A 13,973-nucleotide genomic window follows, 5' to 3' on the forward strand; every position below is an offset into this window, starting at 1 on the left:
GGATAAATACTATGGAATTAGTCTTTAATGAGTTATCCCTTAGAAACCCATTTAATAGTACCGCAATTGCTCAATCGAAGATGGAACAATTGGTACTACTTATTCAGGAATTGTTTTCTCATCATGGTGTAAAAAACGATTTAAGAGTTGCAGATGATTTCTTGCATTTGGAATTGTCAAATGATTATAAGATATTGAAATGGTTAAATGATGAATCGGTAGATAGAGAACTTAAAAGGTTTTTCAAAGCCAAAATCTCTAGAAAACCTTATATAGATATGCATACTGAATCTCATTTATATAATAGTTTTATTTCTTCTGAGTTTATACATAATGGAGTCTATTGCCGGGGATTAGGGGTGGCGCATCTTTTAGATGGTATCGCAATAAGCATCTCATCTCATCTGGACTGGAATACCCCCATACTAGAACTTACTTTCTTGGAGTTAGATTCTTCGGGAGAATTATATGAGGAACTACTACAAATTCGGCATGTAAGTCTATCTAATCACCTAGAATCACATAAGCCATACTTTGAATTACGCAAGAAACTTCTAATAGATGATGGAGATTGGAGAAATAGAATTGAAGAACTTTTTCCAGCATTGATTTTTTGCGAGAGAGCTTTAGCACAATTATTAGAATTTCGTAAAGGTGAGCTTATTCTTAAACAAATTAAGAATAGACTTTTTGATTTAAATGAATACTTTATAAATTGGACTCGAGGGGCATTTAATGCTTCGGAAATTCCCTTTAAAATTACTCCAGAAAGCCAAAAAACTTTAGATCAATATGAGAACGACCACAAATTTTTATGTCCAGATGGAGAATATAAGATTTTTACGTGGCATTTAAGGATGACTCCTGGAGCAGGAAGAATTTTTTTCAGGCCCGATGAAACAAACAGAAACTGCATAATCGGTCATATTGGCAATAAATTAAAAACAGTGAGCGATCCCACATAAATTTGTATCAATGTTTAGAAATTCACTCTTGTATCCTATTAAAAAGCCCTGTCTCCCGAAAAACCGGGGAGACAGGGCTTTGTTCTAATATAACGCCCGCCACAAGTAAAAGGTGGCGTAGGCTTCCCAGCCTTGCCACGGCCGGGCCAGCTCCAGCAGCTCCGCCGGTGTCGGCTTGCGGTCCATGCCGGTTAGGAACTTAATCACATTCTGCAGGCCGACATCGCCTACAGGGAACGAGGACGCATCGCGCAGGCAGCGCATCCGCACATACTGCGAGGTCCACGGGCCAATCCCGCGGATCTGCAGCAGCCGCTGCTCGGCGGCGGCCGGGGACGGGAGTGCCAGCAGCTCCTCCCGGCTTAGCTCCCTGCTGGTGATCAGCGAGGCTACGGTAAGCACCGTCTGTGCTTTGCTGCGGGTTAGCTGCAAGGTGCACAACTCTTCTACCTGCACCTCTGCGAATACCTCCGGGCCAGGGAAACGGTAGTAGGTCTGCCCCTCCCATTCCAGCGCTTCCCCGTATTCAGCAGTCAGCCGCTGCTTCAGCCTGTAGGCAAAAGCCAAATTAACCTGCTGCCCCAGAATCGCCCAGCATAACGCCTCGAACAGATCCGGGATGCCGATGATCCGCAGCCCCCGGTGCTGGCTGGCCAGCGGCCCGAGCAGCGGGTCCGCAGCCGCCAGCTTATAGAACGGGGCAAGGTCCCGGTCCAGATCAAACCATTCCACAATGTAGCGGGCCAGCTGCTCCTGCTCCAGCGCACCGGGAACCGCCCCATGCAGCCGGGTTACACTCAGCTTGTGGCCCTCTGACACACTGAGCCTCACCAGGAGCGGGCCGCCCTCTATCCTGAACATCCGGCTGACGCCTGCTTCATCCGTGCGGAACAGACATTCCAGCGGCGAGCGGTTCATGTACTCCAGACAGGCCCCCAGGTCGAAGTCCTCCGGCAGCTGCAGCTTAAAAAGCAAATCGTTCATGACCAGCCGCCTTTACATTCAAAATACCCTCCAGCTGGAGCAGCTCCTGCTTCATCTGGAGTCCGCCCCGGAAGCCGGTTAAGGTACCATTCGCGCCAATGACCCGGTGGCAGGGTACAATGACCGGCACCGGGTTCTGCCCGTTGGCCGCACCGACAGCACGGACAGCCAACGGTCTGCCGATCCGCTCAGCCAATTGCTTGTAGCTGGCAGTCTCCCCGTGCGGGATGGTAAGCAGCCCCCGCCAGACCTCCTGCTGAAACGGGGTGCCCCACAGATCCAGCTCAACACTGCTGAAATCTACCGGCTCTCCGGCAAAATACCGCTCCAGCAGCGTTATCACCCCAAGCTGTTCAAATCTCCCGGCATCCTTCATGAGCTCATGGGCAGGCGCATACATTTTCAACCAGGAGGCGGGCAATTGCCCTTCGTCCTGCGGGAAGGATACGCGGATCAGGCCTTTATCGCTGGCCCACAGGGTCCACTCCCCGTTTCCGGGATTCAGGGTATGATGATAAATCGTGACAGTATTTGTACTCCGGCTGTTATTCCGGCTTGGGTTCATGTTGGTTTCCTCCTTCGTTATGCTTGCTGCGGTACTCTGTAGGGGGCAGCCCCGTCTTCTTCACGAACCAGGCGGCAAAATGAGAGGGCGTACGGAACCCCACAGCCCCGCCGACTTCAGCCATCCCCGCTGCGGTCTCCGTCAACAGCCTGCGGGCTTCTTCTGTGCGCAGCGCATCCAATCTGGCAGCCGGTGACTGGCCGGTGACCCGTTTATAGGTGCGCTGCAGGTGGAACGGGCTGACCTTCAGCTCTGCAGCCATCGACTCCAGGGTCAGCTTGCTGCCGAACCGCCCGTCCATAATGGTATCTGCCTGCGCCGCCAGTACCGCATCAGGCCGTAGAGTGCCGCCTTCCTCGGGACGGCATCTTTTGCAGGGACGGAAGCCTGCCGAAATAGCCTCCTGCAAGGAGCCATAGAATACAACATTCGCTGCCTTTGGCGTTCTCGCCCGGCAGGAAGGGCGGCAGACAATATGGGTCGTCCGCACCGCCGTATAGTAGATCCCGTCATAGGTCGGCTCGCGCCGCACCACCGTTTCATAGATACGCTCGAACAATTGCGGGTCCATCCCCATCACCTCTTACCGCCAGTATAAACGATTCGTTTTGACATATGCAGCCTATTGCAATAGGAGAGCAAGATTACGACAGTGAGGCTAAGGGTTTAGCCGATTTCCGAGCAACGTGAGGAAAAAAGTGGAAATACTTCAGCTATTAGTGCTAGAATTGACTGCTTGAATTAACTATCTTGATCCGGAGGACTAAGAACCCAATGAAACTATCAGATATCCGCTGCGAACGCCTAAGCAAGAAGGATTCTCTCGCTGCCGCAAAACTATTAAGCCTGGACGCGGACTCTGGTCCTGACCTCCTGCAGGTGCTGGAAGAAGAGCCGGAACTATTTATTGCCGCTTATGTAGATGAGACGCTTATTGCGTTAGTCCAAATGGAAGCGTCCATCCCCCAGTCTCATTTGAATGTATTCGTCGCCCCGCAGTATCGCAGACAAGGCATTGGCAGGGCATTGATGCAGATGGCAGAAGCTCAATTACAGGCAGGCGGAACCCGAAAGGTCAGTACTTCTGTCCGGTTCGGGGTATCCTCTTCTCTTGCGTTTGCCCGCAGCCTTGGCTATGCTCCATACTATTCACTTATTTATATGGAACGGACCGGCGGTTCTTTTACTCAGGAAACAGCCTCAGCAAGGTTGTATAGAGATGAGGACTTTGTTGCCGCCCATTCACTGTATGCTACTGCTTTTCATGAGATGCGGGTGCGTGTCGGCTGCTTCCCCGATTCTGTGGTAGCAGAGCCTAATGAAGGCAGACGAAACGCCTGGGCAACGGATGCGCAGGACCGGCTGGTCTATGAGCTTGACGGGCAAATTGCTGCGTACAGCCACCTCCACGGGAATGAAATCAGCAGTATTAGTGTACGTTCAGACCTTCAGGGACGCGGAATCGGACGAACCTTCGTGAAGTACTTATGCAATGAGATCCATCGGCGCGGCTACACAAGCGTTATCCTATGCTGTGTCGTTGGGAACGAAGCCATACATTTGTATAACAGCCTTGGATTTCAGGAAACGCATCGAATGGAGTATATGATAAAAAGTCCGGACAACTCAAAGCATTCCCGGTCAGGCCCCTCCCTGCCCGCTTCTCTACAATGAATAGTGAAAGGAAGGTGAGGAGATGGAGACGATACGGCTGCTCCAGCAGGCGATTGATTACGTAGAGCAGAATCTGCATGACGCCATCGGCGTCGAGGATATTGCCGGAGCGGCGATGACCTCGAAGTACCATTTTCAGCGGATGTTCCATGCCTTGACAGGGTTCACTGTTACCGAATATGTACGCAATAGGCGTCTTACGCTGGCGGCGGAAGAACTGGCAGGGACGGACGGCAAGGTGATCGACATTGCGCTGAAGTACGGGTACGAGACGCCGGAGTCCTTCGCTAAAGCGTTTCAGCGGGTGCATGGGGTGACCCCCAATATGGCGAAGAAAAAGAACGTGAAGCTCAAATCGTTCTCCCGCATCTCCTTTCAAATTCAGATCAAAGGGGAAAGCGAAATGAATTACAGGATGGTTGAAGAGAGGGGCTATGGCGTCATGGGTAAGGAGGTTATTATCCACCAGGATGCTTATAGCGAAATCCCTGCGTTCGTAGAGAAAATCTGGAACGATGGGACGCATGACCGGATTAACGAATGTGCCGGAAGACCTGCCGGTTCGCTGCTGTTCGGTTATTACTACGACTTCCGTGAAGATGGGACGAAACGCTATCTGATGGGAACCGAGCTGCCGGAAGGACAGAAGGTACCAGAAGAGCTGGTTAATCTGACTATACAAGGCCAGACGTATGCTGTATTCGATTGCCTGGATAAGGTGCCCAACGACCCGGAGCTGGGGTCAGACATTAAGAATGTGTGGCGGCGGATCTATTCGGAATGGTTCCCGTCGTCAGGCTTTGAACAAGTAGAAGGACCGTGCATCGAGAAATACTTCTGGACGGATGACGAGCACGATGAATGTATTTGCGAGGTATGGATTCCTGTAGTGAAGAAATAGATACAAGATTACTGATAAGCCCTCTAGCAGCCATAACGGCATCTGGAGGGCCTTTTTTCCGGACCAGGGTAAAGATTGTAATGAACTCTATGATGCTCCTAAGAGCTTGTTTACTTTTGAAGCAAAATAATCCCAGCTTGTATCATATCCTATACCGTAATTCCATCCGTTAGTACGCAGCTTTTGAGCTAAATGGATGTAATCAGCACGTTGCTTATCGGTTAGGCTAACATCAAAAGTACCGTCACTCACCTTAAACGCATTCATATAATCGTACAATTTCATTAAGATATTTTCCTTCTCCTTATCGCTTTCCATTCCACTGTGTAAGATGATTGAATCAATGGTGTCATCTAGTTTTTGTGTAACAAGAGTTTCATTTCCCCAATTATGATCTTGTTGATATTGTATAGTTTCCTCAAGGAGAGCTAGATCCCGTTGAATATAAGCATTCAGTATTTCATATTTCAACTCTTCATTCCTACTGACACGCTTATAATCCATAAAAAACATAGCATTTCCGAATAAAGAGACTACTAAAATTACTGAAATCCAGTTTTTTTTATTCATGCTTTCTCCCATACTTATCCTAATTTGAATTTCACGTTATAATCAATATATACAAATAACTGGAAGGGAATGATGGGTCTATGTTTTCATTGAAAAGGTGGCTTTCTGCCTGTTGCATTATCCTGTTAATGCTTATGCTTCCCAACGTTATTCTGGCAGCCCCTGCTTCCAGCCCGGCCCGGTCAACCACAAGACCTATACAGGTAAACATCAACGGTGCGTTTATCTCCGCTGATAGCAGTCCTTTTATACAGTCTGGCCGAATAATGATTCCCATCCGCACGCTTGCTTCCCTGGGGCTCCACTATTCCTGGAATGGTATCCGCCATACGGTAACGATTACGAACTCCTCCAATGACCACTTTGAAATGACTCAGGGACAGTCTATTGCTTATAAGAATGGCGAGCCTGTGCAGATGGACAGTGAAGCCAATAATTACAACGGACGAATCATGGTTCCCGCAAAGTTCGTCAGTGAGGCATTTGTATACAGTGTGTACTATGAAAAGATAAGGGAGATCATCTTCATTCAATCCCAGAATTTCACTCCTGATGCCCAGGCCATCCATTCAGCAGATCTGAAGCAGGCGCGCCTGGCGGCCATTTCGTTGCCGGTTCGCTACTCCTTCAAGCCTGGTACAAGTATACAAAGTGATGAGTCCCAATACTACAGCTATTCCTTTGCCTCAAAAGACGCCACCCGCTATGCCTACAGCAATGGAGAAATAACCACTGTGGTTGAAATTACAGGCACAACGGCAACAGTCATATGGCAGGCTTCGGAGACAGATATCCCCGGTTATCCTGCAACTACGTTCGGCGGTGTGCAGCCAGCGTATATTTCCGATCTGTTTCAGGATTCTTTTAGCTACGACAACGGGGTGTATAACGGTTATCACACGCTTAGCGACGGCGCTTTAACAACATTTAAATTCCCCGGCCTCTCTTACACGGAGCTGATCCGGGCCATCCCGGAGTAAGGAACCTATATGCCGAAGTTAGCTCCCGGGAAAAGGGTGTACCGGTCCAGATACTTTGCAGTGTCCGGTACCCGTTTCACAGACTTGATTTTCCCCTGCCCAAAAACAAAATGCCACCGCTCCACCTTCACCTTGTACTCATCCTCCGCAGTCACTCTCTGAACAATCCGTACGGTTAAGGTGCTGTCTGTACTTGCAACAGGCTTCATTTCAACAATCGTTCCCATATTGTACGTTCCCGCCGGGAAGCTTTCGTTATAAATGTCCGTCTTGAAATCAGGCGTAACTACATCGAGCACTCCCTGATAATCCCGCTCGTCATAAGCCATGATCCATCTGTATGCTAAGTTCCGGTTCGCTACATAAGCCACGCTGCTGCGCTCCATTCCGAAATTCGGATCAGAATCCACATACACGGTCTTACTTGTGTTATCCCACTGAATACTTGCGTCCAACCCTTCTGAAATGGCCCGAATCGGGACATAAACCGTACCATTAATAATCTTAGGCAGCGTCTGAGTTTTCACTTGATTACCATTTACGATTATTTTTGGAGCGACGGTAGCCGCAAAGGCTCCCGCACTAAACACTAGGGTCAAGGCCAGTCCTGATATTCCTATTTTCAAAAGTTTGTTCATTTTCGATCTCTCCCTGGATGATAGATTTCTATCTTAGACGCCATCCAAGCGTATTTGTTTCTATAAAATCAATATTATGTAATTAATCACGTACTTGCTTAAACCAATTCTGAGAGTTTCCTCTCGCGGCCTGCTTGTATGGATCGCATTGTTGCACATTTTGCAGGATTCCTTTGAAAAAGGTTTCTGGCCACAGTACATTGTTGCATCATTTGCAGGAATTCCGGTTTTTAAAGCAAGTTAGCGCTGGCTTTGTTGCACTTCATGCAGGATTTCAGCATCTGGCGCTTCTATTTGGCAGTATTGCTGCACTTCTTGCAGGATTTCTCTACAATGTTACAAGCTACGGAGCATGGGGCCCCATCCCTCTTCACAGCAGCACCGATTGTATTCGGTTTTCCGCATACATTCCATCTGCTCCTCATTCGGATGATTCAGAGACTGCTTATCCCCCGGCCATCAGCAGATATTTCATTTTAAGTTCCCCTAATATTTCAATATGGGGCATATCATACCTCCTTAGGATTTCAGACTTTTCCGGGATACGCTATACAATAATGATATAATGGAACGACGGATTCACCCAATCTGCTACAGGAGAACGATAGCGATGCAGTCAAACTATATCATGGATGCTGCCGGGTGGGATAAGCTCATCTCGGAGGTTGCCCATTCTTTCGATGATCTGACCCTGAAACGGGGATATCAATATTATAAGCAGCAGCGCGTGCAGGCCTTCAGAGTGGTCACGCCGCACAGAATCATGGCGCTGGTCGAAGGCCGGGAGGATTATGCGGTCTCCATTGACCTGGACGATCTGCAGGAGAGCCATTGCGACTGCCCTGTATCCGGGATGTGCAAGCATATGGCGGCTGTGCTGATGGAATACGCCGAGGAGCAGGACAAGCCTGTGCATTCCATCGCGAACGCCAAGGCGCTGGTCGACCAGCCCAAGCTTCATTCCGCTGCGGTGTCCGCTGTTCCGGGACGGCGCGGGGAATCATTGAAGAAGCTAGCTGCGCAGATTCCTGAGGCTACGGTGCAGCAGTGGCGTGAATACATGGCGCTGCTGGTGGAGCCGCTTGCCCATACGGTGCGTAACCCGCAGTATGCTGACCGGGCGCTCGCCGCCATCACCGGGGCACAGCCCAAGCTGCCTCCCGCTGCTGCCCAACTGTTCAAGTTACACGCTCATCTCTGTGTGCTGGAGAGTATCCTCCGGCCTGGCGGGACTTCCCTCATGGCGAGCCCCTTGTCCCTTGGTTATTCCGTGGGTTACTACACCTCTATTGCGATTTCCGAGCTGCAAGAGCATATCACAGACATGATGAAGCGGGGTCTGCCGCTGGCAGAAGCCCCTGAGGAGTGGCCCAGAGTCTACGATACGATTGCCTATCTGCGAAGCGAGATGTTGACCGAAACGCGCGACCGTGCCAGAGAACAGCCTTATTTCTCTGCTTGTTACAGCCTGCTATGGATCAACTGGATTACCCCGAATCTAAGCGGACCGGAGCTGTACACCAAGGAGCTGGAGGAGCTGCAACAGGCCGGAGAAAAGCTAAGCGCCGCTTCCTCCCGCCATGCCCTGCTGCTGGCCGAGAGCCGGATGCATGCGCTGCTGCATGAGGATGCGGCCGCTATTGAGAAGCTGAACACAGCGTCCGAACGGCCCGGGCTGCACCCGGAGGAGCTGATGAGCTTCCTGCCTCCGCTGGCCGAAGCCGGTCAGTGGAGACGTCTGACCCTGTGGCTGGCCGCGCTCGGCCCGCTGCTGAACAGCCGAATGTACAATCTGCTGGATTATGCGGGCTACTGGGATGAGGCGGTGCGTCACCTGCCCGAAGAAGAGCCGCTGATGTGGGATACGCTGTCGGGAATGCTGCCGCTGTCACGCGAGATCTATGAAGTCCAGCTGCTCGCCTACGGCAAATGGCAGGAATGGATGGATATGCAGATCTCCTCCGGCCATCAGCCTTCCGACTTCCGGGTGAGCGACCTGCAGCCGATCGAGAAGAATGCACCGGAGCTGCTCCTGCCGTTCTACCATCAGGCAGTGGAGCGTTTCGTGCTGGACAAGAACCGGCACAGCTACAAAGCGGCCGTGAAGCTGCTGAAGCGGCTCGCCAAGCTGTACAAAAAACTGAAACGCGAAGCACGCTGGGAAGTGTTCCTGGACGGCTTCACAGACAGGCATAGCCGCCTGCGCGCCCTTCAGGAGGAGCTGCGGAAAGGAAAACTGATTCCATGAATATAAAGATGCGCAATATTACCGTTCAGCTCGCCCTCACCCAGTATGGCGATGCGCTGATCTACGGCGTGGATGACCGGGATGATTATATGCCCGGTGTCCAGCTCAAGCAGAAGCTGTTCGCCTGGCATGAGGAATCCTTCTACGGCACGGAGCTTAGCACCTCGAAGGCCGATGAGGTCGAGCTGGTGGTGCTGCCTGCCGAGCAGGTCCTGCCCTTCTTTGCCGACCTGCGGCTGCTTCAGCATGTCGGCTGGAGCTGGCAGGGCGATGCCCAGCTGTTAACCCGGCTGGCCCCGCTGCTGGCCGGAGTGCTGGAGGCCCGGCAGTATGCCCCGAGTTTCGCAGCCTACCGTGAAGGCCAGCTCCGCTGGGTCTGGGCAGAGCAAGCACTGGCGGAAGCCGCCGAAGCAGACTGGGACGATGCGGCCGCGCTGCATCGTCTTCAGGAGCGCAGCGGGTTCGCCGAAGGGCTGCAGGCCGCCTTCTCGGCGGCGGTCTTCCAGCGGTACTACAGCACCGAGGCACAGGCCGGTGATCTGCGCAGTGAATTCCCGCTGCTGTTCAGCGCAGGCGGGAGAAGCGCAGCCGGAATGGACGAAGACAGCTGGCTGATGTCCATCGGCTGGAAGGCAGACACCGCGCCGTTCCGGCCGGTGCTACAGCTGCTTGAGCCTGACGATGAGCTGCCGCACTGGCGGCTCCAGCTGCTCCTCCAGGACAAGCGCGACGAATCCGCGCTTGTGCCGCTGCGGCTCACCGGGGACGGCGAGCCGCATGGCACTTGGCCCGCAGCGTGGACAGAGCATGTCCACGAGCGCGCGGGTGGGTGGCTGTCACGGCTGCGTGACAGCCTTCCAGAGCACATCGGGCGCGGCGCCGATGTGCTGGCAGAGCCGCTGAGCGACGAGGTCGCGTGGCGGTTCCTCACGGCCGACAGCCGGCTCCTGCTGGAGGCCGGCTGGCAGGTGCTGCTGCCGGCGTGGTGGGAAGCCGCCAGCCGCAGGAAGCCGCGCCTGCGCGCGAAGATCAGCTCCGGCACGGCTGAGGGCAGCCGCGGGCAGTCGCTGTTCGGCCTCGATGCGCTGGTCGATTTCGACTGGCGCATCTCCATCGGCGACGCCGACCTGTCCGAGGCAGAGTTCGCGGACCTTGTCGCCCGCGGAGAACGCCTAGTCCAGTTCCGCGGCAAGTGGATTCCGCTGGACCCTGCGCTATTGGCGCAGATTCAGCGGGCCATGGCCGGAATGGACAAGTCGCGCGGCTTGTCCTTCCAGGATGTGCTGCAGCTGCACCTGCTAAGCAGCGGTGCAGACGGCGATTCAGAGGAAGCAGAAGCGCAGCGGGCCGAGGAAGAAGCGGTCCGCGTCCAGCTGGAGGTCGAGCTGAACGCCCATCTCGTGAAGCTGATCGGCCAGCTGGGGCAGCGCAGCCAGTGGCCGCAGCCGGAGGTGCCGGCCGGTCTGCGCGCCGAGCTTCGAAGCTACCAGCATGAGGGCTTCGCCTGGCTGGTGTTCCTCCGCCGCTTCGGGCTGGGCGCTTGCCTGGCCGATGACATGGGGCTTGGCAAGACGGTGCAGCTGATCGCCTACCTGCTCCATTTGAAGGAGCAGGAGGAGGAAGCGGCTGCTTCCGGCGTGCTCGTGGCCCGGCGGCAGACCGAACCGGCCGGCTGGCCTTCGCTGATCATCTGCCCGACCTCCGTGCTGGGCAACTGGCAGAAGGAACTACAGCGCTTCGCGCCTTCCCTGAACGTGATGCTGCATTATGGAAGCCGGCGGCTGGATGCCGGATATTTCTACGGCGCGGCCTCGCAGGCGGATGTCGTGCTTACCTCTTACGCTACTGCTTCACTAGACCAGGAGCTGCTGAAGCAGTTCACCTGGGCAACCGTATGCCTGGATGAAGCGCAGAATATCAAGAACGCCGGAACGAAGCAGTCCGCCGCTGTGCGCAGCTTCCCCGCCCTGCACCGGATCGCCCTGACCGGAACGCCGATTGAGAACAGGCTGTCCGAGCTGTGGTCGATCTACGATTTCATTACACCAGGTTATCTGGGCAGCCCGAAGGGGTTCCAGGACCGGTTCGCAAATGCCATTGAGAAGGAACGCAATGCCGAGCGGACCGCAGATTTGCAGCGGCTGGTCAAGCCGTTCATGCTGCGCCGCAAGAAGAAGGACCCGGCCATTCAGCTTGATCTCCCGGATAAAAATGAGATGAAGACCTACATCAACCTGACGGCCGAGCAGGCCGCACTCTACGACCAGAACGTGAACAGCCTGCTTGAACGGATGCAGAAGCTGGAGGGCATCGAACGGAAGGGAGCCATTCTGGCCGCCTTGACCAGCCTGAAGCAGCTCTGCGACCATCCGATGCTGCTGACCAAGGAGGCACTGCCTGAGCCGGAAGCGGGTAGCGCTCTGGACACCTCCTCCTTGATCGAACGCTCTGCGAAGCTGGAACGGCTGCTGGCGATGGTCCGCGAGCTGCGCGAGGAGAACGAGCGCTGCCTGATCTTCACCCAGTATGTAGGCATGGGTAAAATGCTCCAGGCCGTACTTCAGCAGGAGCTTCAGGAACCTGTGCTGTACCTGAACGGCAGCACGCCGAAGAACACGCGTGACCGTATGATTGAGCGGTTCCAGGCTTCCGCACTGCCCGCGGGCGAAGCCGCTGCAGATGCAGCCGCCGGAGCACAGCCGTCCGATCAGCCGAATGTATTCATCCTCTCGCTCAAAGCGGGCGGGGTCGGCCTCAACCTGACGGCCGCCAATCATGTGTTCCATTTCGACCGCTGGTGGAATCCGGCGGTGGAGAATCAGGCCACTGACCGTGCCTACCGCATGGGCCAGACCCGGGATGTACAGGTGCATAAGTTCATCTCGCTCGGCACGCTGGAGGAGAAGATTGACGAGATGCTGGAGAGCAAGCAGCAGCTCAGCGACGACGTCATCTCCGGCTCCGAGGGCTGGATCACCGAGCTGTCCACGGACGCGCTGAAGGATCTGTTCACGCTGCGCCGGGAATGGGTGGGATAACCCGCCGCTGCGGATATCCCCCTGCTTCGGCTATCTTTTATATGCTACAGGTCTGTCATTGGTCTGTTACCGGCCACCCAACGCAGCAGTACTGATCCTCCACCTTCGGTCTTCACCATTGCTCTGACATTCGGAAGGTAGCCGCCACATTGTCCTCACCGGCAAGCGAGCTGACCACCAGCGTGACCGGTAATAGCTGAAGATCGTAGGCGAGCCGCTGATTCAGCAGATTCACCGCCACATTCTGGTACGCTCCGGATATGCCGGAGCCGATGCCTTGAGTGAGCATCCGTCCGCCTGTGACCGTTGTACAGGTATAATTCACCAACAGCGCTGTTTCAGTGACGGGGATAGACGTAGTAGGCGTAGGGTAATTCACAAAAGTTCCATTAACCGTCCCCCCGGCTACCACCTTATAGCGGATAGGGGTAGAGGCCAGAATCTCCAGCCCGTCTGGAACGATCTCGGCGGCCACTGCTTCAGGAACGGCGAACGTGGTGCTTCTGCGGAAGCTGATGGCTGCGGTGTCGCTGCTCGTTACGGGGATATTGTTACGAAACTCTGAGGTAATCCGGCTAAGCGCCATGGGCTGCAGGGGAACGGGAATCCAGACTCCGCCGCTGTCCACCAGATAGATGCGGACCCGGATCTGATCCTGGGAGTAGGAAATATTGAATTGGAAAAAATTATGCGTAATATTATACGTTTTGGTCACAACTTCCCGATAGTTCGACTCAAACAACTCCTGTGCGAACAGCGTTGAGGGACTTACATCATTGTTGTAACCGGTCAAATAGATCGTTCCCTGAGCTATCCCGTTGTTCACTACCTTCACTACTGCCTGACTGATGAGTCCTGCTCCCGGGGTAAGGTTCTTTGTTAACATATTGGTTGTCAGTATAGGCATAGTTATCACCCTCCGTTAGAGCTGTGTTCAATAGGATATGCAGAGGGAATTGGAAGTTTCTGATCGGCTTTCAGAGCATGGCAGTTGTCAACCCACTGACGCTCCCGCCCCTGGAGATTGTTGCCAGATGACAAGGACTGTGCTAAAATCAATGTAACTTTTTTAGAACGGAGGGTTGCGTGTGATAGACTATATCCGGATTCGCACTTTGCGCGGCTAATTATTTTCCCATAGCGCGAAAGCTCTGCCTTGTGCAGAGGACTCAGGATAAGTCTGTCCATAACACGTAACCCATAGCATACACCTGTTAATCCGCAACCTGTACGCTGATACCCGGAACCAGTACACTATGCCCACTAGGGCCTGTATCCGCTCCGCCAGGATCTCTGCGTTTGCCGGGAGGATTAGCTCTATATCTTTTTAAGTTGCCGGAGCCCTTCGCCCCTGCCGCTTGAACCTTCATGGTGTCTATGGCAAGCATGGCCGTATAGCTGCTCCCGCAC

The 13,973-nt window shown here is 53.6% G+C and carries 13 protein-coding genes; 6 read left to right on the forward strand and 7 right to left on the reverse strand.

From position 1 onward, the window contains the following. The first annotated feature begins 11 nt into the window (after positions 1-11). Entirely contained in the window at positions 12-965 is a 954-nt protein-coding gene (locus ACFSX3_RS05315; protein ID WP_379312686.1) for a hypothetical protein, read from the forward strand. An 84-nt stretch (positions 966-1,049) separates the two neighbouring features. On the opposite strand, the gene ACFSX3_RS05320 is transcribed toward ACFSX3_RS05315, so the two are convergent. The 3 genes from ACFSX3_RS05320 to ACFSX3_RS05330 are packed head-to-tail and all read right to left on the reverse strand — an operon-like array spanning position 1,050 to position 3,085. Continuing rightward, positions 1,050-1,949, reverse strand: a complete 900-nt coding sequence (locus ACFSX3_RS05320) for a DNA-3-methyladenine glycosylase family protein (RefSeq protein WP_209992831.1) — start codon at positions 1,947-1,949, stop codon at positions 1,050-1,052. Then, positions 1,930-2,514: a methylated-DNA--[protein]-cysteine S-methyltransferase gene (locus ACFSX3_RS05325; RefSeq protein WP_209992830.1), complete on the reverse strand. Its 585-nt coding sequence runs from the start codon at positions 2,512-2,514 to the stop codon at positions 1,930-1,932. The genes ACFSX3_RS05320 and ACFSX3_RS05325 overlap by 20 nt, the downstream gene beginning before the upstream one ends. Then, positions 2,495-3,085 carry a bifunctional transcriptional activator/DNA repair enzyme AdaA gene (locus ACFSX3_RS05330; protein WP_209992829.1) on the reverse strand — a complete coding sequence of 197 codons (591 nt, stop codon included), beginning with the start codon at positions 3,083-3,085 and terminating at the stop codon, positions 2,495-2,497. The genes ACFSX3_RS05325 and ACFSX3_RS05330 overlap by 20 nt, the downstream gene beginning before the upstream one ends. A 203-nt stretch (positions 3,086-3,288) precedes the next feature. Between ACFSX3_RS05330 and ACFSX3_RS05335 the strand changes: the two genes are divergently transcribed. Further along, positions 3,289-4,188 carry a GNAT family N-acetyltransferase gene (locus tag ACFSX3_RS05335; protein WP_209992828.1) on the forward strand — a complete coding sequence of 300 codons (900 nt, stop codon included), beginning with the start codon at positions 3,289-3,291 and terminating at the stop codon, positions 4,186-4,188. A 22-nt stretch (positions 4,189-4,210) separates the two neighbouring features. Next, on the forward strand, positions 4,211-5,089 hold the full coding sequence (locus tag ACFSX3_RS05340; RefSeq protein ID WP_209992827.1) for an AraC family transcriptional regulator: 879 nt from the start codon (positions 4,211-4,213) through the stop codon (positions 5,087-5,089). An 87-nt stretch (positions 5,090-5,176) separates the two neighbouring features. On the opposite strand, the gene ACFSX3_RS05345 is transcribed toward ACFSX3_RS05340, so the two are convergent. Next, complete coding sequence (locus tag ACFSX3_RS05345) at positions 5,177-5,659, reverse strand: hypothetical protein (protein ID WP_209992826.1); 483 nt, start codon at positions 5,657-5,659, stop codon at positions 5,177-5,179. Positions 5,660-5,793: 134 nt separating this feature from the next. Here ACFSX3_RS05345 and ACFSX3_RS05350 point away from each other — a divergent pair, with 134 nt between their 5' ends. Next, positions 5,794-6,639, forward strand: a complete 846-nt coding sequence (locus ACFSX3_RS05350) for a copper amine oxidase N-terminal domain-containing protein (protein ID WP_379259008.1) — start codon at positions 5,794-5,796, stop codon at positions 6,637-6,639. Positions 6,640-6,644: 5 nt separating this feature from the next. Here ACFSX3_RS05350 and ACFSX3_RS05355 read toward each other — a convergent pair whose 3' ends face one another. Beyond that, on the reverse strand, positions 6,645-7,277 hold the full coding sequence (locus ACFSX3_RS05355) for a stalk domain-containing protein (protein ID WP_209992824.1): 633 nt from the start codon (positions 7,275-7,277) through the stop codon (positions 6,645-6,647). 610 nt (positions 7,278-7,887) lie between these two features. Here ACFSX3_RS05355 and ACFSX3_RS05360 point away from each other — a divergent pair. Next, positions 7,888-9,525: an SWIM zinc finger family protein gene (locus ACFSX3_RS05360; protein ID WP_209992823.1), complete on the forward strand. Its 1,638-nt coding sequence runs from the start codon at positions 7,888-7,890 to the stop codon at positions 9,523-9,525. Continuing rightward, entirely contained in the window at positions 9,522-12,563 is a 3,042-nt protein-coding gene (locus ACFSX3_RS05365; protein ID WP_209992822.1) for a DEAD/DEAH box helicase, read from the forward strand. Before ACFSX3_RS05360 ends, ACFSX3_RS05365 begins: the two co-directional genes overlap by 4 nt. A 112-nt stretch (positions 12,564-12,675) precedes the next feature. On the opposite strand, the gene ACFSX3_RS05370 is transcribed toward ACFSX3_RS05365, so the two are convergent. Together ACFSX3_RS05370 and ACFSX3_RS05375 are read right to left on the reverse strand one after the other, a co-directional pair. After that, positions 12,676-13,470: a hypothetical protein gene (locus ACFSX3_RS05370; protein ID WP_209992821.1), complete on the reverse strand. Its 795-nt coding sequence runs from the start codon at positions 13,468-13,470 to the stop codon at positions 12,676-12,678. A 307-nt stretch (positions 13,471-13,777) separates the two neighbouring features. Further along, the gene (locus ACFSX3_RS05375) at positions 13,778-13,951 is read right to left on the reverse strand and encodes a hypothetical protein (RefSeq protein WP_379258377.1); all 174 of its coding nucleotides are present in this window, start codon (positions 13,949-13,951) and stop codon (positions 13,778-13,780) included. Positions 13,952-13,973: the final 22 nt, after the last annotated feature.

Origin of the sequence: Paenibacillus rhizoplanae (assembly GCF_042684125.1) — a bacterium.
GTDB lineage: Bacteria > Bacillota > Bacilli > Paenibacillales > Paenibacillaceae > Paenibacillus_AQ > Paenibacillus_AQ rhizoplanae.